A 19,009-nucleotide genomic window follows, 5' to 3' on the forward strand; every position below is an offset into this window, starting at 1 on the left:
ATTGAATTTTAAACGAACAGTTGTGAACGAGACAGTTTCACGCAAATCTGCACTACGTGCGGGCGTAAATATCAGATTGAGCGGATAGGGGATGTCAATGAAAGTAATGGTGACGGGCGGGACCGGGTTTCTTGGAACTGCTTTAGTCCAGGCGTTGAAGTCATCAGGACACGAGGTGATATTAACAACGCGCAAGCAGGAGAACCCTGAACAGGGCATTTACAACCTGGGTGATATCTCAGCCAATACCAACTGGTTAAATCTCCTGCAAGGATGCGACACTGTCATTCATACCGCAGGAAGGGCGCATATCCTTAATGATGATGCTCAGGACGCTTTAGCGGAATTTCGCCGTGTCAATCACGACGCAACGATGAAATTAGCGAGCGATGCTGCGACCAGCGGAGTTAAACATTTTATCTTTGTAAGCTCAATCGGCGTTAACGGTAATGCCACCTCAGGGATCCCATTTACTGAGGCCTCGGAGCCACAACCCACTTCTGATTACGCCATTTCTAAGCGAGAAGCCGAGCAGAGTCTGCTTAATCAATTTGCAGAAAGCGATATGGCGATCACCATTGTTCGCCCGGCATTGATTTGTGGTGAAAATGCACCGGGTAATATACAGCGCCTTTTAAAACTGGTTTCTAAAAACCTACCGTTGCCATTTAAAAATGTCAGGAACAAGCGAGCGCTGGTATCTCTGGATAATGTCGTCAGTTTCATCAGCGAATGCGTGGTAAATGAGAAATCCAAAAATCAACTCTATTTACTCGCCGATGCAGAACGTCCTTCAACCGAAGATATGATTAATGCCTTTGCCTCAGGAATGGGCATTAAAGCGAAACTGGTCTCATTTCCAACGGGTTTCTTCAGGTTATTGCTTTCTTCAGTTGGTAAACGAGGTATTTACGATCAGCTGTTTGGCGATCTGGAAGTCGATGCCTCTAAATCCCGGAAACATTTAAACTGGACGCCCCCGATAACCCTTTTTGAAACGATGAAAAAAACGGCGAAATATTATATCGAAGGTAATAAATAATGATGAGTTTTGGGATTGTGATATTCGCTTTTTTAGTATCATGCGCGCTGACCTGGGGGCTACGTGGTTATGCCATTAAGCATAACGTTATTGACCGTCCAAACCAGCGAAGTTCGCATTCGGTACCAACCCCACGAGGGGGCGGAGTGGCTATCGTTCTGACGCTCCTGGCGGCGTTAGTCTGGTTTTATTTCAGCCGCGCGCTGACGCTGGATAGCTTCCTGGGTTTATTTATTCCAGGATTGATTGTTGCCATCATCGGTTTCCTTGACGATCACGGCCATATCGCGGCACGCTGGCGTCTGTTGATGCATTTCCTTGCGGCAGCAATCGGCATCTATTTCTTAGGTTCTTTCCCTGTCATTACGCTGTTTGGTTATGACGTTTCCTTATCCTGGGTTGGTATGATTCTGGGCTGCGTTTATCTGGTCTGGATGCTTAACTTATATAATTTTATGGATGGGATTAATGGCTTAGCTAGCTCGGAGGCCATCACCTTTGCTGCATGTAGTGCGGTATTGATGGCTATCAACCCGTATACAGACGCGCCAGGCTCTCTTTATCCTCTCACGCTTGCCCTTATTGGTGCCGGAGCTGGCTTTCTTGTCTGGAACTTCCCGGTCGCGAAAATCTTCATGGGCGATGCCGGAAGTGGTTTTCTTGGTATAACAATCGGACTGATGATCCTGCATATTGCGAAAGTTGACTCGCACTTCTTTATTGCAGAATTATGCTTGCTGGGCATATTTATCGTCGATGCCACGACAACGCTATTGAGGAGGCTCGTAGCAGGTAAAAAGGTCTATGAAGCACATGCCAGCCATGGCTACCAAATCCTAGCAAGAAAATATGGCAGCCACGTTCCGGTGACATCATTGGCAATTGCCGTCAATCTGCTGTGGCTTTTCCCCTTCGCCTTTTTTATTGCCTCAGGCAAAATTGATGGTGTTGTGGGGCTGCTCATCGCCTGGTTCCCGCTTCTCGTTGTTGCACTGAAATGTGGGGCAGGAGTTAAAGACAAAGAGAGCAACGTCAATGCATGACTTATTGATTTTGGGCGCGGGTGGTCATGGCCGTACGCTGTACGAGACAGCGAGACTGCTGGGATATAAGGATATCGTTTTCCTCGACGATAATACCTCTGCCTGCCAGGAAATTAATCAGCTCATTATTGGAAAAATTTCCGAACTACAGTTACATATTGGTAAGGTCAGTCATGTCGCTATTGGCATCGGAAACAATAAAGTCAGAGAGCAGCTCTATCAGCAACTGCTCGGCTTAGGTATTCATCCTGTAACGCTTATACATCCCTTTGCATTTGTCAGTCCATCGGCGACCCTTGCTGAGGGAACTGTTGTGTTAGCGGGAGCTGTAGTGGGTGCCAACGCAAAATTAGGTTTGGCGACGATTGTGAATAGCCACTCGACAATAGATCACGATGCCATTCTTGGTGATTTCGCTCATTTAGGTGTTGGTGTCCATCTTGCGGGCAGCGCTGTGATTGGGAAAGCAGCGTTTCTCCAGGCGGGGACAGTGGGCGGTTATAATACTAAAGTAGACGATTACTCAGTGTGTCCTGCTGGTACTATTTTATAAACTGAATGCAAGCTTTAGTGAGGCGACCAGTTTTTAGTATGCTAAATTATTTAATATCTTTACCCAGACCAATTAAGCGAATTATTACTCTCTTCATAGATGTTATACTGCTCTTATCCGCTTTTTGGTTTGCATTTTGGGTGCGTATTGATTCAATGACTCCGATATATAGTACGGAGCATTGGCTTTTTATTTTCTCAATAATTTTAGTTACTCTGGCAATATTTGTTAAATTAGGGCTATATCGGGCCGTAATCCGTTACATTACTGCCAAGATATTATTAGTAGTAACGATGGGGATGGTCATATCGTCCATTTTGCTTATTATCGCAGCGTTCTATACCAACCTCTATTTGCCGAGAACGATTCCTTTTATCTATTTCTCATTCGGTCTGCTGCTTATTGCCGGATCACGGCTTGGAATGAGGATGTTGGTGAATCGTGGGTTGAATCTGGGCACTCGGGTAGTTATTTATGGTGCAGGTGCTTCGGGTCGTCAATTACTGCCTGCGCTGAGCCAGATGGACGAATACTACCCCGTTGCTTTTGTCGACGATAATCGCGCCCTGCAAGGTCAGGTGATTCACGGAGTAAGCGTCTTCGCACCAGAAAAACTGCCCTGGCTGGTTGAGAAATACGAAGCGAAGAAAATTCTGCTGGCCATGCCAAGCGCAAGCCGGGCCAGAAAAAACGAAGTCATTAAAACCCTGGAAGGTCTGCCGTGCGAAGTGCTCTCGATCCCGGGAATGGTCGATCTGGTGGAGGGGAAGGCAAGTATTGATTCCTTGCGGAAAGTCGTTATTACAGACCTGCTGGGCCGCGATCCTGTCTCACCCATTCCGGAACTGATATCCCGTAATATCAACGGGAAAACAGTGATGGTTACCGGGGCAGGGGGGTCTATAGGGTCTGAACTATGCCGACAGATAATTAAAAATAAGCCAAACCAGCTTATTCTGTTCGAACTGTCCGAATTCTCCCTCTATTCCATTGATTCCGAACTGCGTAACCTGAATCTGGGTCAGGATTTTAAAGTTAAAATCTATCCAATCCTCGGAAACGTTCAGGATAAAGAGCATCTCGAAAGGTTAATCAGAGCATTCAACGTCGACACAATTTATCATGCTGCGGCGTACAAGCATGTACCGCTTGTCGAGTTCAACGTACTTGATGGCGTGCGCAATAATATCTTTGGTACGTTGAGTTGCGCTCAGGCCGCGGCAAGTTGCGGTGTTGAAAACTTTGTCTTGATTTCGACTGATAAAGCCGTTCGCCCTACCAACACCATGGGGGCGACCAAGCGCATGGCGGAGCTGGTGCTGCAAGCGCTGGCGAAGGAATCCAGTAAAACCTGCTTCAGTATGGTTCGTTTCGGCAACGTGTTAGGCTCATCAGGCTCAGTTGTGCCGTTATTTGAAAAACAGATTGCTGCAGGTGGACCGGTGACGCTGACTCACGAAGATATCACGCGTTACTTTATGACTATTCCTGAAGCGGCTCAATTGGTTATCCAGGCGGGAGCCATGGGCACGGGCGGCGATGTTTTTGTTCTGGATATGGGGGAACCCGTCAAGATCATCGACCTTGCGCACCGCATGATTACGTTGCAAGGGCTTACCGTTCGCGATGATAAAAACCCTTATGGTGATATCGCGATAAAAACAACGGGTCTGCGGCCTGGTGAGAAACTGTATGAAGAGTTGCTTATCGGCGACAATGTATCCGTTACGCAGCACCCGCGTATCAGGACTGCTAACGAGGTGATGTTGCCGTGGAGTGAGATGAGCATTATTCTCCGTGACCTCGACAACGCCTGCTGTCAGTTCGACTACGAGCGCGTGCGAGAGATACTTTTACAGGCACCTGCAGCATTTAATCCAACCGACGGTATCTGCGATTTACTTTGGAATGTAAAGGTAAGTTAAAATAGCAGATTGTCAGTTTCTCCGCCCTGGAAGCTTATCAATAGTTACCTGGGCGACAGCAACTAATTAATTGTTTCTGATAACATTAAGAGCGAAATAAACGTGAAAATTCTGGTCACTGGTGGAGCAGGCTTTATTGGGTCTGCGGTGGTACGACACATTATTAATGATACGCAAGATTCTGTTATTAACGTCGATAAACTGACTTATGCAGGGAATCTTGAATCGCTGGCCGATGTCTCGCACAGCGAACGCTATCATTTTGAACATGCCGATATCTGCGACAGCAATGCCATGGCGCGTATTTTTGCAGAGCACCAGCCGGATGCGGTGATGCACCTGGCGGCCGAAAGCCACGTTGATCGCTCGATCACCGGCCCGGCAGCCTTTATTGAGACTAACATTGTTGGTACCTATGTACTGCTGGAAGCAAGCCGCCAATACTGGTCAGCGTTAGATGCTGATAAAAAAGCGTCTTTCCGTTTCCACCATATCTCAACAGATGAAGTCTATGGCGATCTTCCGCATCCGGATGAAATGGCCAAGGGAGCTGAACTGCCGCTGTTTACTGAAAAAACGGCCTATGCCCCAAGCAGTCCCTATTCTGCTTCTAAAGCATCCAGCGATCATTTGGTCCGTGCCTGGCTGCGTACCTATGGTTTCCCTACCATTGTGACTAACTGTTCTAACAATTACGGTCCATATCACTTCCCGGAAAAACTTATCCCGCTGGTCATTCTCAATGCGTTGGAGGGTAAAGCCCTGCCTGTTTACGGTAAAGGAGACCAAATCCGCGACTGGCTGTACGTAGAAGATCACGCCCGTGCGTTATACACCGTGGTAACCCAGGGCAAGATTGGCGAAACCTATAACATCGGCGGCCACAATGAGAAGCAGAATCTTGATGTGGTAAATACCATCTGCTCATTGCTGGATGAAATCGTGCCGAAGGAAGGTTCCTATCGTGACCAGATAACGTATGTGGCTGACCGCCCGGGTCACGATCGCCGCTACGCGATTGATGCAGAGAAAATTGGTCAGGAGTTGGGCTGGAAGCCTCAGGAAACTTTCGAAAGTGGCATTCGTAAAACCGTAGAATGGTACCTGGCGAACACAAAATGGGTAGAGAACGTGAAAAGCGGCAGCTACAAGTCCTGGATTGAAGAAAACTATGGAGATCGCGCCTGATGAATATTCTTCTGTTCGGTAAAACCGGTCAGGTGGGTTGGGAGCTACAGCGTGCTCTGGCACCGCTGGGCAATTTGATTGCGGTTGACGTCCATTCGCAGGAGTATTGCGGTGATTTCAGCAACCCTGAAGGCATTGCAGAAACGGTGCGCCGCATTAAGCCTGATGTCATCGTCAACGCGGCTGCGCATACCGCCGTCGATAAGGCCGAGTCAGAACCCGAATTTGCTCAGCTGCTGAATGCCACGAGTGTCGAGGCGATTGCCAAAGAGGCCCAAAAATTGGGGGCCTGGGTTGTTCACTACTCTACTGATTACGTATTCCCGGGTAATGGCGATACGCCGTGGCTTGAGACGGACGCCACAGCGCCGCTTAATGTGTATGGCGAGACCAAACTTGCGGGTGAAAAAGCCTTAAGTGAAAATTGCTCACGCCATTTGATCTTCCGGACTAGCTGGGTTTATGCCGGTAAAGGGAATAATTTTGCGCGTACCATGCTGCGACTGGCAAAAGAGCGCTCTGAGCTGTCTGTTATTAACGACCAATTCGGGGCCCCTACGGGTGCTGAATTATTAGCAGACTGTACGGCTCATGCTATTCGGGTTGCCCTGAATAAACCTGAAGTGGCGGGAACTTATCATCTGGTTGCCAGTGGTACAACAACCTGGTACGACTATGCCTCTCTGGTATTTGATGAAGCGCGCAAAGCCGGAATTGAACTGGCATTACAGCAGCTTCATGGCGTGCCGACCAGTGCGTACCCAACGCCTGCAAAACGTCCGGCAAACTCGCGCCTCAATACGTTAAAGTTCCAGCAGAATTTCAACCTCGTACTGCCTCAGTGGGACGCGGGGGTTAAGCGTATGCTGACTGAGTGGTTTACAGCGACAGCGATTTAATAATGATCGGGATGCCTGGGAGTGGGCATCTTATGACTATAGAGATGATGAAATGAAAACGCGTAAAGGTATTATTCTGGCGGGTGGCTCTGGTACTCGTCTGTATCCAGTAACAATGGCTGTTAGTAAACAATTATTGCCTATTTATGATAAGCCGATGATTTACTATCCGCTTTCAACGCTGATGCTGGCTGGTATTCGAGATATTTTAATTATTAGTACTCCGCAGGATACACCGCGTTTTGAACAGCTTCTGGGTGATGGAAGCCAGTGGGGGCTGAATCTGCAATATAAAGTCCAGCCAAGCCCGGATGGTCTGGCGCAGGCTTTCATTATTGGCGAAGAATTCATTGGTAACGATGATTGCGCCCTGGTGTTGGGGGATAACATTTTCTATGGTCACGACCTTCCTAAATTGATGGATGCAGCGGTTAATAAAGAAAATGGTGCAACGGTTTTTGCCTATCACGTGAACGATCCTGAGCGTTACGGTGTTGTCGAGTTTGATAAAAATGGTACCGCCATCAGCCTCGAAGAAAAACCGCTGGAACCGAAGAGTAATTATGCAGTGACGGGACTCTATTTCTACGATAACAGTGTCGTTGAGATGGCGAAGAATTTAAAACCGTCAGCACGTGGTGAACTGGAAATCACGGATATTAACCGTATTTACATGGAGCAAGGAAAGCTTTCCGTGGCTATGATGGGCCGTGGCTTTGCCTGGCTTGATACAGGGACTCACCAGAGCCTGATTGAAGCGAGTAACTTCATTGCAACTATTGAAGAGCGCCAGGGGCTGAAAGTGGCTTGTCCTGAAGAAATTGCTTACCGCAAAGGATTTATTGATGATGAGCAGGTTAAAAAACTCGCTGCTCCGTTGTCAAAAAACCAATACGGACAATATTTACTGAAAATGATCAAAGGTTATTAATTAATGAATATCATTAAAACAGAAATACCCGATGTGCTAATTTTTGAGCCGAAAGTTTTTGGTGATGATCGTGGTTTCTTTATGGAAAGTTTCAATCAGCGAATTTTCAACGAAGCCGTTGGTAAAGAAGTGAATTTTATTCAGGATAATCACTCTAAATCCAGCAAAAATGTACTTCGTGGTTTGCACTACCAACTACAGCCCTATGCTCAAGGTAAATTAGTCCGTTGTGTCGTCGGTGAAGTTTTCGATGTCGCTGTCGATATTCGTAAAGACTCACCCTATTATGGGAAATGGGTTGGCGTACATTTATCTGCAGAAAATAAAAAACAATTATGGATCCCTGAGGGATTTGCTCATGGATTTTATGTTCTGAGCGATACAGCAGAATTTGTGTATAAAACAACTAATTATTATTCTCCTGAACATGAGCGTTCAATCTTATGGTCAGATAGCGAACTGAACATTGCATGGCCTGTCAGCCACGATTGTTCACCGAGTTTGTCTTCGAAAGATCTTGCTGGTAAAGCTTTTAAAGATTCAGACTATTAATTTCTACTCAGGCCTGTAAATAGCATACAGGCTTTTTTCACATTACTGAGTGTATCATACCAGTGAAAAAAAACATTATACTGCTATTTTTTGTTCAGGCTTCAAACTATTTATTCCCTTTGTTAACCCTCCCATATTTAATGCGAGTGTTAGGGGCTGAAAATTTTGGAATTGTAGCTATGGTCCAGGCGTGGCTACAATACATTATAATTTTTGTTGATTATGGCTTTAACTTTAGTGCGACGTTACTGGTTTCAGTTAATAAGAATAATCAATCCAAAATTGATTCTATTTATACAGCAGTAACTGCTGCTAAGTTAGCGTTATTACTGATAGTTTCATGTATTTTTGCTTTATATGTAATTATCAATGGCACGAGTATATACTCTTATCTGATCCTGTTAGGGATGATATCCGTAATAGGTACAGTTTTATTCCCTGTATGGTTATTTCAAGGGATTGAAAAAATGCAGGGTATTGCAATATGTACAACCATTGCAAAATTCGTCTCCCTTATTCTGATTTTCCTTTTAGTAAAAACGCCTGAAGATATGAATATGGCCGTTATAAGCCAATCATCAGGGATGTTTATCTCAGGTATTTTGGCTTGTTTCTTTATAAAAAAACAAAAATTGGCCAAATTTACAAGAGTTTCAATAAAAGAAATCTATTCGGTTTTATCTAAGGGATTTGACCTTTTTGTATCTAATATAACTATAAGTTTTTATACGACTTTAAATATATTAATTATAGGATATTTTGGTGGCCCGACGCTGGCAGGTTATTTCTCAGCAGCAGATAAAATCCGAACTGCAGCGCAAGGTTTGATGAGTCCTGTTCAGCAAGCGATGTTCCCAAGAGTCAGTTCATTGATTAGTGAAGGAAAAACACTCAATGAAATCTGGCACTTGTATGGTAAGAAGTTTATTGCGTTCGGATTGTTAATATCGGTCGCAATGGCTGTCATAGGATACCCTGTATCACTTTATTATTACAGTGAAGAATATCGAATATCGTCGATGATATTGTTGATGATGTCTCCTTTGCCATTTATCGTTTCAGTGGGCGTTGTATATGGACAATGGTGGTTAATACCTAATCATTTCACAAAAGTTGTCAGGAAAACATATCTTGCTGTGAGTTTTATGCATATTATAGTTTCTATACTATTAATGCATCTGACTCCAACATATGGCGTGACAATTAGCGTGATTATTACAGAAATAATTGTTTCGGCTATTTTTGTCCTGGTGAGTTTTAATAGCGAAAAGAATTCAAGATGATTAAACGAAGACCTAGAAATCCATCTTTTTATTTATGTCTGTATGTTGTCTTTGCATTAGTATTATGGGTTTCACAAAGTAGCCTCTACATCACATTTGATTCTGGTTTGATGATCCTAATTGTTTCTTATTTATATTTTTTCTTAGGATGCTATATAGGTAATAAAACAACAAGATTTCATCAGCAAGATAATCTAATAAATAATCAATCGCTCTTTAATATTTCCTTGCAGGTAAAAATTTCACTTGTAATCAACTTCTTCATATTGATTTATCTGGCGTTCCTGTTTAAAAATATTGTGACGAGTGGTATTTCGTTCGCAGAATACAGAGAAAGTTTATTTAAAGATCAATCAATAAAAGAATACTATGGAGCATTTGCAGCTTATTTATTTGTATTTGCAACCCTGGTGCCGCTTTTTGGCATTAGTTATGGTTTGTATTTGAAGATTAATAAAAATAAATCTGCAATCTTATTTTTCTCATTTTTAATGTTGGTAGGAAAAGAAAGTATCTTGATTTCAAGATACTATGTTTTCGCTCCGGTGTTGGCAGCAATATTAATATTATATTGCTATGATAGAAAAATGACTTTGAAGAAAGTTATTTTTGCTCTGGGTGTATTTTTGATTTTGTTATTAGCCATATTCACTTTTAGAGGTGATAGCGACTTAAGTCAAAGTCTTATTAATACTCGCAATTATGCGATTGCAGGTTACTCACTTTTTACTCATGCAATTGATAGCGGTGATACTGATATCTTGTATGAGCTTTCTAGTCCATTTTCATTCTTAGGTATACTAGGCGCTAAGTTTTACGACCAAAGCGCTTTCTTCACAAAAGTCCAAGATTTCGTTCTGCTAGGCAGTGCTGGTTATTTTAATGCCTTTTATACATCCTTGTTATTACCCTTCCTGTATTTCGGTAGTATAGGGTTAGCTGTACTCAGTATGTTGTTTGGATATATTGTATCGAGAAATCACAATTGCTTTATCAATAAGAACTCATTCCTTAACTTCAACTCCCTGTTTGCTTTGATTGTTATTTTCTTTTCTCATCAGTTTTTGCCGGTGCAGTTATCCTTCTTTTGGGATTATTTCCTGATTTCGTTATCAGTTCATTTGTTTGTAGTTTGTTATAGAAATATAAGGAGCAATTTTTGAAAACGTTAGCATTTTATCTTCCGCAATTTCATGAGATTGAAGAAAATAATAAATGGTGGGGAGAGGGTTTTACCGAATGGGTCAATGTTAAAAAGGCTACGCCTCTTTTTAAAAATCATAACCAGCCCAGAGAACCTCTGAACGATTATTATTATAATTTGCTCGATGTAGAAACATTAAAATGGCAATCGGAACTTGCAAAAAAGCATAATATTGATGGTTTTTGTTTTTATCATTACTGGTTTAATGGTAAGCGTTTACTGGACAAACCAGCTGAACTTTTACTGGAGAACAAAGATATACATCTCCCGTTCCTTTTTTCATGGGCTAACGAGCCATGGACGCGTAGTTGGGATGGTAGTCATCGAGATGTTATCATGCCCCAAAGTTATGGTGACGAATCAGACTGGCTAAATCACTTTAACTATCTCAAGCCATTTTTCGAAGACGAAAGATACATTAAACATAATGGTAAGCCTGTATTTCTATTATATCGTTCTGCTAGCTTTGAAAAGTGTAATGAGTGGATTCAGTATTGGCGGAAACTGGCAAAAGAAACGTCTTTCGGTGATATACATTTTGTGTCAACACTTACCTCATTCGCTCAAGATCATCGTAAGCTAGATTTTGATGCCGAGTTAAATTTTGAACCAATGTGTACTTTTGAACACAATATGGGGAAACTTAAACCGATATTGCGAAAAGTGATCGGAAGAATAAAACGTATTTCTAATGAAAAATTAAAAACAAATTACGTTGAGCAGATATTATCTTATCAATCAATTTGGGATAAAATCCTTGAAAAGGATTTTAGTGAAACACATTATTCAGGTGCATTCGTTGATTGGGATAATACGCCAAGGAAAAAAACTAAATCACTCGTGATGAAAGGAAGTAATCCTCAGGTATTTAAGAATAATTTCGATAAACTTTATAAAAAATCTATTTCTGCTAATGTTCCATTCTTATTCATAAATGCATGGAATGAATGGGCTGAGGGTACGTATCTTGAGCCGGATAAAAAAAATGGATATGGTTATTTGAATGCAGTAAAAGATACTGTTAAAAAATACAAAAAAAATTAATAGGTGATAGGTCGTGATTAGTTCTGTAACTGTAACATTTAACCCTGATATACTTTGCTTAGAAAAGCAATTTCTTTCTTTGCAAGGCCAAATAGACAGTGCTGTTATAATAGATAACGGCTCTCGAAATTACGAAGAGATAAAAGATTTAGCAGAAAAATTTAATTTCGTCATGATCAGTTTGCCCGAGAATATGGGTCTTTCGCATGCGCAAAACATTGGTATCGAAAATGCTATATCTCGCGGTGCCGAATATTTATTACTTCTTGATCAAGACAGTGTATTAGGTGCTAATTTCATCAGTGCCATGAGCAAGATGTACACCCAGAATAACGTTGGTATCCTGGGTCCTTCTTTTTATGATCCGCACACAAACGAATTTTATTGGGGCACTAATTACATCGGTCCATTTATTAAACGAACGCCAATAGAAGAAATAACAGATGTCACCTACGTTATTGCATCTGGCTCTTTCTTTTCTTCTGAAATTTACGAGAAAGTTGGTAAAATGGAAGAAGCATTGTTCGTGGATTATATTGATGTGGAGTGGGCCCTGCGTGCTAAAAAATTAGGTTATCGCGTTGCAATGACTAATCAGGCGTCAATGGCTCACACGATTGGTGATTCAAGGCTGAATCTGTTAGGACGTAAAATATCTGTTCATAGCCCGATGCGACGTTACTTTTTGGTCAGAAATAGCTTCTTTATGATCAGAAAGTCATATATTCCAGTGGGTTATAAAGTTCGTGAGGTTTTCCTTAATTTTGCTCGTGCTGCAATATCTTTAATTCTTAATAAAGAAAAAAAGAAAACATTGATGATGATCTTTTACGGTATTTCTGATGGTCTTTCTGGAAGATTTGGACCATTCAAAAGACATTAATACCAGGTGTAGCTGTCTCGTTGCAAGTTAATGAGCGTTAGTAACGATATACTTATCGGACTGTTTCAAAAACTATGAAAATTCTTTATATAATTACACGCGCGAATGAAATCGGTGGGGCTCAGACTCATTTGCGTGATATGACATCTGGTTTAGTAAAGGATGGTCATCAAGTTGAGTTAATCGTTGGAGAGCAAGGCGCTCTGGTTGATGATGTTCGCGCATTAAATGTGAAAGTTCACATTATCCCTGAGCTGGTAAGGGAAATATCGCCTTATAAAGATATTAAATGCGCTTTAATTATACGCAAGATTATAAAAGAATTTTCTCCGGATGTTATTGCACTTCATTCTTCTAAAGCTGGAATTGTAGGGAGGTTGGCAGCTCTTTTCCTGAAAATTCCTGTTGTTTTCACCGTACACGGTTGGTCATTCGCAAATGGGGTTCATGATAAGAAACGTCGCTTGTACATTGTTATTGAACGATTATTCAGTAAAATTACTGATGAAATAATCACAGTCTCTGCTCAAGATAAACAACTTGCAATCGAACATAACGTTGCGTCTGCCAGTCAGCAAACGGTGATCCATAATGGCGTGCCGTTAAAAAGTGCTGCTCCTCATGTTTACCATACTCATGACGTAGTGAAGTTGATTTCGGTAGCTCGTTTTTCAGAACAAAAAGATCATGAAAGCCTATTGAAAGCGTTGAGTCGATTAGAAACAAGAAACTGGGCGTTGACGCTGGTAGGAAAAGGCCCCAGATTAGATGAGATGAAACAGCTTTCACAGGATCTTGGAATTAGCGAAAATGTACTGTTTACAGGCGAACGTTTAGACGTTGATGCCTTGCTGGCAGACAGTGATATTTTCCTGTTAATTTCTAACTGGGAAGGTTTCCCTATCAGTATTCTCGAGGCTATGCGTGCAGGCTTGCCTGTTTTAGCATCAGACGTTGGTGGCGTTTCTGAATCTGTCATTGATGGCAAAACGGGATATCTCGTTCCTCGTGCAGATATTGATGCCATTAAAAACAGACTCGCTGACTTAATTAGTGATAGTGCTTTACGTGTTGAATTAGGCAAGTCAGGAAATGAATTTTTCCTTGAAAACTTCTCATTCAACGCAATGTATAATAAAACGGTTGAACTTTATCAAAAAGCAATTAATAAAAAACATAATAAATAAGAGAATTTATTATCTGTTGTGATTTAGTTCATTTATAAATAAAATATACCTGCACCTTTTGTGGGGGTTTGATATATCCCGTTTTGTGTCGTCTGGCGTGATCAAGGCCACAAATGCCTACCTCTGTCCCTGATTTATGAGTTAAGATTCTTGCAAATTATATCTGTCGGGGTTACCCGACAGTGACCACACCTGACAGGAGTATGTAATGTCCAAGCAACAGATCGGCGTTGTCGGTATGGCAGTGATGGGGCGCAACCTGGCGCTCAACATCGAAAGCCGTGGTTATACCGTCTCCGTTTTCAACCGCTCCCGTGATAAGACTGAAGAAGTGATTGCCGAAAACCCAGGCAAGAAACTCGTTCCTTTCTATACGGTAAAAGAATTTGTTGAGTCTCTGGAAACGCCTCGTCGAATCCTGCTAATGGTGAAAGCGGGCGCAGGTACCGATGCAGCTATAGACTCCCTGAAGCCTTACCTCGAAAAAGGCGACATCATCATTGATGGCGGTAACACCTTCTTCCAGGACACCATTCGTCGTAACCGTGAATTGTCCGCTGAAGGCTTCAACTTCATCGGTACCGGTGTTTCCGGTGGTGAAGAGGGCGCGCTGAAAGGCCCATCTATCATGCCTGGTGGCCAGAAAGAAGCGTACGAACTGGTTGCGCCTATTCTGACTAAAATCGCTGCTGTTGCGGAAGATGGCGAGCCGTGTGTGACTTATATCGGTCCGGACGGTGCGGGTCACTATGTAAAAATGGTGCACAACGGCATCGAATACGGCGATATGCAGCTGATCGCAGAAGCATACTCCCTGCTGAAAGGCGGCCTGAATCTCTCTAATGAAGAACTGGCTGAAACCTTTACCGAGTGGAACAAAGGCGAGCTGAACAGCTACCTGATCGACATCACCAAAGATATCTTCACGAAAAAAGATGAAGAGGGTAAATACCTGGTTGATGTGATTCTGGATGAAGCAGCGAACAAAGGTACCGGTAAATGGACCAGCCAGAGCTCTCTGGATCTGGGCGAGCCGCTGTCTCTGATCACCGAATCCGTCTTTGCGCGTTATATCTCTTCTCTGAAAGAGCAGCGCGTTGCGGCTTCTAAAGTGCTGTCAGGCCCACAGGCTAAACCAGCCGGTGACAAAGCTGAGTTCGTCGAGAAAGTTCGTCGCGCCCTGTACCTGGGTAAAATCGTCTCCTACGCGCAGGGCTTCTCTCAGCTGCGTGCGGCGTCAGACGAGAATAACTGGGACCTGAACTACGGCGAGATCGCGAAGATTTTCCGCGCGGGTTGCATCATTCGTGCGCAGTTCCTGCAGAAAATCACCGATGCCTATGCTGAAAACGCAGGTATCGCTAACCTTCTGCTGGCACCGTACTTTAAGAAGATTGCAGACGAGTACCAGCAGGCGCTGCGTGACGTGGTTGCCTACGCTGTACAGAACGGTATCCCGGTTCCAACCTTCTCCGCTGCGGTGGCGTATTACGATAGCTACCGCGCTGCCGTTCTGCCTGCCAACCTGATTCAGGCACAGCGTGACTATTTCGGCGCGCATACTTACAAGCGCACGGATAAAGAAGGCGTGTTCCACACCGAATGGATGGAATAAGTTAACTTACTCGCTATCATCAAACCCGGAGCCTGTCTCCGGGTTTTTTTATGCAAAAAATGCCGCGCATTATTCGAAGTAGTCTGAATCTCATCCCCCTCGTTGTGATTACTCCTGGTTTGCCTTGACAGTGCTGTTTGCCAGGAGGTACAAAGCCCATCAGTTATGTTTATCGCGATGGTCTGCCGGCCATCAGTACAGTTAACTAAAAGAAGTCATTAGCGAATGAAAATAACAATTTCCGGAACAGGGTATGTCGGTCTTTCTAACGGCATTCTGATTGCTCAGAACCATGAAGTGGTTGCGCTGGATATCGTGCAGGCCAAAGTGGATATGCTCAATCAGAAGAAATCGCCGATTGTCGACAAAGAAATCCAGGACTATCTCAGCAACAAACCGCTGAATTTCCGCGCCACGACAGATAAAGAAGATGCATACCGCGATGCGGATTACGTCATCATTGCGACGCCTACTGACTACGATCCAAAAACCAACTATTTCAACACCTCAACCGTAGAAGCGGTTATCAAAGATGTTATTGCGGTCAATCCTGATGCGGTGATGGTTATTAAATCAACCATTCCTGTCGGCTTTACCAAATCCATCAAAGAAAAGTTTGGTATCGATAATATTTTCTTCTCGCCTGAGTTCCTGCGTGAGGGGAGAGCGCTTTATGATAACCTGCATCCTTCCCGCATCGTTATTGGTGAACGCTCTGAGCGCGCTGAACGTTTCGCTGCGCTGCTTCAGGAAGGCGCGGTGAAGAAAGATATTCCGGTGCTTTTCACAGACTCCACCGAAGCAGAGGCGATTAAGCTTTTCGCGAATACCTATCTGGCAATGCGAGTCGCGTACTTCAATGAGCTCGACAGCTACGCAGAAAGTCTTGGATTGAATACCCGCCAGATTATTGAAGGGGTTTGCCTCGACCCGCGTATTGGTAACCACTACAACAACCCGTCATTTGGCTACGGTGGCTATTGCCTGCCAAAAGATACCAAGCAGCTGCTGGCAAACTACCAGGCTGTGCCGAATAACCTGATATCGGCGATTGTTGACGCTAACCGTACGCGTAAAGATTTCATCTCCGATTCTATTCTTGCGCGCCAGCCGAAAGTGGTCGGCGTGTACCGTCTGATCATGAAGAGCGGTTCCGATAACTTCCGCGCCTCTTCCATTCAGGGGATCATGAAGCGCATCAAGGCGAAAGGCGTTGAGGTTATTATTTATGAACCGGCCATGCAGGAAGATCAGTTCTTCAATTCCCGCGTGATCCGCGATCTGGATGCTTTTAAGAAGGAAGCGGATGTCATCATCTCGAACCGCATGGCCGAAGAGCTGGCTGACGTCGCTGACAAAGTCTATACCCGCGATCTGTTCGGTAGCGACTAATTCTCTTACGTTAAAATAAAAAACCCGGCTGATTTGCCGGGTTTTTTATTTTCAGACCTTGTAAAACTCGCGGTACCAGTCAACGAAGTTCTTCACGCCGTCTTTAACCGAGGTTTGCGGTTTGAAACCGATCACGTCATAGAGCGCTTTCGTGTCGGCGCTGGTTTCCAGGACGTCGCCCGGCTGGAGTGGCAACATATTTTTCTCGGCTTTCTTACCCAGCGCCTCTTCCAGCGCGGTGATGTAGTCCATCAGTTCTACTGGCGAACTGTTACCGATGTTGTAAACGCGGTAAGGTGCTGAACTGGTTGCCGGTGAGCCAGTCTCGACGGTCCAGTTTGCGTCAGGATGGGGAATAACATCCTGCAGGCGGATAATTGCTTCAGCGATATCATCGATGTAGGTGAAATCGCGTTTCATCTTGCCGTAGTTATAGACATCGATGCTTTTGCCTTCAATCATCGCCTTAGTAAACTTAAACAGCGCCATGTCCGGGCGTCCCCACGGACCGTATACGGTAAAGAAGCGCAGTCCGGTGGTCGGCAGGTTGTAGAGATGCGAATAGGTGTGCGACATCAGCTCATTGGCTTTTTTGGTCGCGGCATAGAGTGAAACCGGGTGATCTACGGAATCGTCAGTGGAGAAGGGCATCTTACGGTTGAGGCCATATACGGAGCTGGATGAAGCATACAGCAAATGTTGAACATTATTGTGGCGGCAACCTTCCAGCACGTTGAGATGGCCAATTAAGTTGGCATCCGCATAAGCGTGTGGATTTTCCAGGGAGTAGCGTACGCCTGCCTGTGCGGCCAGGTGAATAACGCGATCGAACTTCTCGTCAGCGAAAAGCGCAGCCATACCTTCCCGGTCAGCTAATTCCATCTTGTGGAAGGTGAATCGCTCAGATTGTAGCCGTTCAAGACGCGCCAGCTTCAAATTGACGTCGTAGTAATCATTCAGGTTATCAATACCGACAACCTGATGGCCGGCTTCAAGCAGGCGTTTACTGACATTAGAACCGATAAAACCAGCTGCGCCCGTTACCAGAAATTTCATATCTTTCCTCAAATACCCAACGCTTACAGATGCGATAACGCATCACATAGTGACTATGATAGCGCGAAGGAGGCGAGTTACATAACGCATCTTTCCGATATAACTCATCGGATTCTTATAGAAAAATCCCCAGCAATAGATAAACTATGAAAACACAATTATGTTTGCCCTTTTTCATCTGTTAGGGAATGTATGACGCACAACAACAATAGCCAGGTCATCCGAAGCAATGACCCTGAGCAAATTGATTTACTTGATTTAGTGCTGCAGCTGTGGCGTGGGAAGTGGATGATAGCAACGTTTGTTGTTGTTTTTATTGCACTTGCTGTCGGTTATCTTACTTTCGCGAAAGAAAAGTGGACCTCAAGCGCAATTATTGCGCAACCTGATGTCGCTCAAATTGCAACATATTCTAATGCGTTGAATATCCTCTACGGTAGTGCTGCACCCTCAATGCTTGATGTTCAAATACGCGCTATTGGTCGTTTCAATTCTTCCTTCTCTGCATTGGCACAGGCACTGGAAAATCAGGACGAACCTGAAAAACTGACAATCGAGCCTGCTGTTAAAGGGGAATCGCTCCCGTTGAGTGTTTCCTATACCAGTACTTCCGCAGAAGCGGCGCAGAAGCAGCTTGCGCAATATATCCAGCAGGTTGATGAGCAAACTTCCAAAGAGCTCACGGTTGACCTGCAAAACAGCATCAAAGAGCAGATTAAAACCCTGAACGATTCTCTGGTAAACCAGGAGAAGGTCGCACAGGAACAAAAAGATCTGCGTATCAAACAGATTGCTGAGGCGCTGAAAAATGCTGAAGCGGCGAAAATCTCCTCGCCGCAGCTCCAGCAAACCCAGGATGTGACTCAGGAGACGATGTTCCTGCTGGGAAGCGAGGGGCTGAAATCAATGATTCAAAACGAAGCCTCTCGTCCGCTGGTCTTTTCTGCTGCTTACTATCAGACCAGGCAAAACTTGCTGGACATTCAAAATCTGAACGTAAACCCGGACACTATCCACGTCTACCGTTACGTCATGAAACCGGATCTGCCCGTTCGTCGCGATAGCCCGAAAAAAGCCATTGTGCTGATCCTTGCCGTGCTGCTGGGCGGAATGATTGGTTCCGGTGTGGTATTAGGGCGTAACGCATTACGCAACTATAAGCCAAAAGCCTGATTTGCAGATTAAAAAAAACCGGGGAAAATCCCCGGTTTT

General features: G+C 44.1%; 17 protein-coding genes. 16 read left to right on the top strand and 1 reads right to left on the bottom strand.

What is annotated here, in order from left to right:
* Positions 1-91: 91 nt before the first annotated feature.
* From APT89_RS01360 to ugd, 15 genes are all read left to right on the top strand, one after another.
* A complete protein-coding gene (locus tag APT89_RS01360) occupies positions 92-1,042 on the top strand; it encodes an NAD-dependent epimerase/dehydratase family protein (protein ID WP_082632938.1) in 951 nt (316 codons plus the stop codon).
* Positions 1,042-2,085, top strand: coding sequence for an MraY family glycosyltransferase (locus tag APT89_RS01365; protein WP_041909140.1), 1,044 nt, complete (start codon positions 1,042-1,044; stop codon positions 2,083-2,085). Before APT89_RS01360 ends, APT89_RS01365 begins: the two co-directional genes overlap by 1 nt.
* Positions 2,078-2,638, top strand: coding sequence for a PglD-related sugar-binding protein (locus APT89_RS01370; protein ID WP_022648623.1), 561 nt, complete (start codon positions 2,078-2,080; stop codon positions 2,636-2,638). The genes APT89_RS01365 and APT89_RS01370 overlap by 8 nt, the downstream gene beginning before the upstream one ends.
* A 38-nt stretch (positions 2,639-2,676) precedes the next feature.
* Positions 2,677-4,563, top strand: a complete 1,887-nt coding sequence (locus APT89_RS01375; protein WP_041909144.1) for a polysaccharide biosynthesis protein — start codon at positions 2,677-2,679, stop codon at positions 4,561-4,563.
* A 102-nt stretch (positions 4,564-4,665) separates the two neighbouring features.
* A complete protein-coding gene (gene rfbB, locus APT89_RS01380; RefSeq protein WP_041909146.1) occupies positions 4,666-5,751 on the top strand; it encodes a dTDP-glucose 4,6-dehydratase in 1,086 nt (361 codons plus the stop codon).
* A complete protein-coding gene (rfbD, locus tag APT89_RS01385; protein WP_041909148.1) occupies positions 5,751-6,650 on the top strand; it encodes a dTDP-4-dehydrorhamnose reductase in 900 nt (299 codons plus the stop codon). The genes rfbB and rfbD overlap by 1 nt, the downstream gene beginning before the upstream one ends.
* Before the next feature lie 52 nt (positions 6,651-6,702).
* Positions 6,703-7,581 (top strand): glucose-1-phosphate thymidylyltransferase RfbA, encoded by an 879-nt coding sequence (rfbA, locus tag APT89_RS01390; RefSeq protein ID WP_041909149.1) that lies wholly within the window; start codon positions 6,703-6,705, stop codon positions 7,579-7,581.
* A gap of 3 nt (positions 7,582-7,584) precedes the next feature.
* Complete coding sequence (gene rfbC, locus APT89_RS23080) at positions 7,585-8,133, top strand: dTDP-4-dehydrorhamnose 3,5-epimerase (protein ID WP_041909150.1); 549 nt, start codon at positions 7,585-7,587, stop codon at positions 8,131-8,133.
* Positions 8,134-8,195: 62 nt separating this feature from the next.
* Positions 8,196-9,416: an oligosaccharide flippase family protein gene (locus APT89_RS01395; RefSeq protein WP_041909152.1), complete on the top strand. Its 1,221-nt coding sequence runs from the start codon at positions 8,196-8,198 to the stop codon at positions 9,414-9,416.
* Positions 9,413-10,579 carry an O-antigen polymerase gene (locus APT89_RS01400; protein WP_071993713.1) on the top strand — a complete coding sequence of 389 codons (1,167 nt, stop codon included), beginning with the start codon at positions 9,413-9,415 and terminating at the stop codon, positions 10,577-10,579. Before APT89_RS01395 ends, APT89_RS01400 begins: the two co-directional genes overlap by 4 nt.
* Complete coding sequence (locus tag APT89_RS01405) at positions 10,576-11,664, top strand: glycosyltransferase WbsX family protein (protein ID WP_041909156.1); 1,089 nt, start codon at positions 10,576-10,578, stop codon at positions 11,662-11,664. Before APT89_RS01400 ends, APT89_RS01405 begins: the two co-directional genes overlap by 4 nt.
* A gap of 13 nt (positions 11,665-11,677) precedes the next feature.
* Positions 11,678-12,547 (top strand): rhamnosyltransferase, encoded by an 870-nt coding sequence (locus tag APT89_RS01410; protein ID WP_060571639.1) that lies wholly within the window; start codon positions 11,678-11,680, stop codon positions 12,545-12,547.
* Between the two features lie 74 nt (positions 12,548-12,621).
* The gene (locus tag APT89_RS01415; RefSeq protein WP_041909159.1) at positions 12,622-13,734 is read left to right on the top strand and encodes a glycosyltransferase family 4 protein; all 1,113 of its coding nucleotides are present in this window, start codon (positions 12,622-12,624) and stop codon (positions 13,732-13,734) included.
* 208 nt (positions 13,735-13,942) lie between these two features.
* A complete protein-coding gene (gene gndA / locus APT89_RS01420; protein WP_028013772.1) occupies positions 13,943-15,349 on the top strand; it encodes an NADP-dependent phosphogluconate dehydrogenase in 1,407 nt (468 codons plus the stop codon).
* Positions 15,350-15,574: 225 nt separating this feature from the next.
* On the top strand, positions 15,575-16,741 hold the full coding sequence (gene ugd, locus APT89_RS01425; RefSeq protein ID WP_041909161.1) for a UDP-glucose 6-dehydrogenase: 1,167 nt from the start codon (positions 15,575-15,577) through the stop codon (positions 16,739-16,741).
* 51 nt (positions 16,742-16,792) lie between these two features.
* Here the strand turns inward: ugd and APT89_RS01430 are convergent, their stop codons facing one another.
* Entirely contained in the window at positions 16,793-17,797 is a 1,005-nt protein-coding gene (locus APT89_RS01430) for an NAD-dependent epimerase (protein WP_041909163.1), read from the bottom strand.
* 192 nt (positions 17,798-17,989) lie between these two features.
* Here APT89_RS01430 and wzzB point away from each other — a divergent pair, with 192 nt between their 5' ends.
* Positions 17,990-18,970, top strand: a complete 981-nt coding sequence (gene wzzB / locus APT89_RS01435; RefSeq protein WP_060571640.1) for an LPS O-antigen chain length determinant protein WzzB — start codon at positions 17,990-17,992, stop codon at positions 18,968-18,970.
* Positions 18,971-19,009 lie beyond the last annotated feature (39 nt).

This window comes from Enterobacter sp. 50588862 (assembly GCF_001462935.1).
GTDB classification, from domain to species: domain Bacteria; phylum Pseudomonadota; class Gammaproteobacteria; order Enterobacterales; family Enterobacteriaceae; genus Enterobacter; species Enterobacter bugandensis.

Excerpts from the sequence above, each read along its gene's own strand:
- APT89_RS01360 (WP_082632938.1), top strand. The coding sequence starts at position 92 with ATGTCAATGAAAGTAATGGTGACGGGCGGGACCGGGTTTCTTGGAACT.
- APT89_RS01365 (WP_041909140.1), top strand. The coding sequence starts at position 1,042 with ATGATGAGTTTTGGGATTGTGATATTCGCTTTTTTAGTATCATGCGCG.
- APT89_RS01370 (WP_022648623.1), top strand. The coding sequence starts at position 2,078 with ATGCATGACTTATTGATTTTGGGCGCGGGTGGTCATGGCCGTACGCTG.
- APT89_RS01375 (WP_041909144.1), top strand. The coding sequence starts at position 2,677 with ATGCTAAATTATTTAATATCTTTACCCAGACCAATTAAGCGAATTATT.
- rfbD (WP_041909148.1), top strand. The coding sequence starts at position 5,751 with ATGAATATTCTTCTGTTCGGTAAAACCGGTCAGGTGGGTTGGGAGCTA.
- rfbA (WP_041909149.1), top strand. The coding sequence starts at position 6,703 with ATGAAAACGCGTAAAGGTATTATTCTGGCGGGTGGCTCTGGTACTCGT.
- rfbC (WP_041909150.1), top strand. The coding sequence starts at position 7,585 with ATGAATATCATTAAAACAGAAATACCCGATGTGCTAATTTTTGAGCCG.
- APT89_RS01400 (WP_071993713.1), top strand. The coding sequence starts at position 9,413 with ATGATTAAACGAAGACCTAGAAATCCATCTTTTTATTTATGTCTGTAT.
- APT89_RS01415 (WP_041909159.1), top strand. The coding sequence starts at position 12,622 with ATGAAAATTCTTTATATAATTACACGCGCGAATGAAATCGGTGGGGCT.
- gndA (WP_028013772.1), top strand. The coding sequence starts at position 13,943 with ATGTCCAAGCAACAGATCGGCGTTGTCGGTATGGCAGTGATGGGGCGC.
- ugd (WP_041909161.1), top strand. The coding sequence starts at position 15,575 with ATGAAAATAACAATTTCCGGAACAGGGTATGTCGGTCTTTCTAACGGC.
- APT89_RS01430 (WP_041909163.1), bottom strand. The coding sequence starts at position 17,797 with ATGAAATTTCTGGTAACGGGCGCAGCTGGTTTTATCGGTTCTAATGTC.
- wzzB (WP_060571640.1), top strand. The coding sequence starts at position 17,990 with ATGACGCACAACAACAATAGCCAGGTCATCCGAAGCAATGACCCTGAG.